We start from the raw sequence: 325 nt of genomic DNA on the forward strand, positions 1-325 counted from the left end.
CTAGATTGAATTTGAGGAAGTGACATAAAATGGAGCAACAAGAGGTAGTAGAGAAACTGCACAGAGGGGAATTGATGTTGATGGAATATATGTGGAGTAAAAAATCTATTCTATTTAAAAAAGAAATAATAGCAGCAATGAAAGAAAAATATACGTGGAGGAAAAGCACAACAGAAATTCTTCTAAAAAGATTAGTAAAGATGAGAATATTAAAAAAGAAAATAGTAAGTTTTAAATCAAACTATGAGGTGCTAGTAATTAAAAAAGAATATTTAAGTGCTAGAAAAGAAGAAAGGTGTATAAGTAAAGATAATAACTTTTTCAT

The 325-nt window shown here is 27.7% G+C and carries 1 protein-coding gene; it reads left to right on the top strand.

Annotated elements, in window-relative coordinates:
• Nucleotides 1-29: 29 nt before the first annotated feature.
• Nucleotides 30-325: BlaI/MecI/CopY family transcriptional regulator (locus tag KGF41_RS20670; RefSeq protein WP_227857149.1), on the top strand; the 296-nt coding region annotated here is incomplete at its 3' end.

The sequence above is a fragment of the Clostridioides sp. ZZV14-6150 genome, assembly GCF_020657875.1.
Lineage (GTDB): Bacteria > Bacillota > Clostridia > Peptostreptococcales > Peptostreptococcaceae > Clostridioides.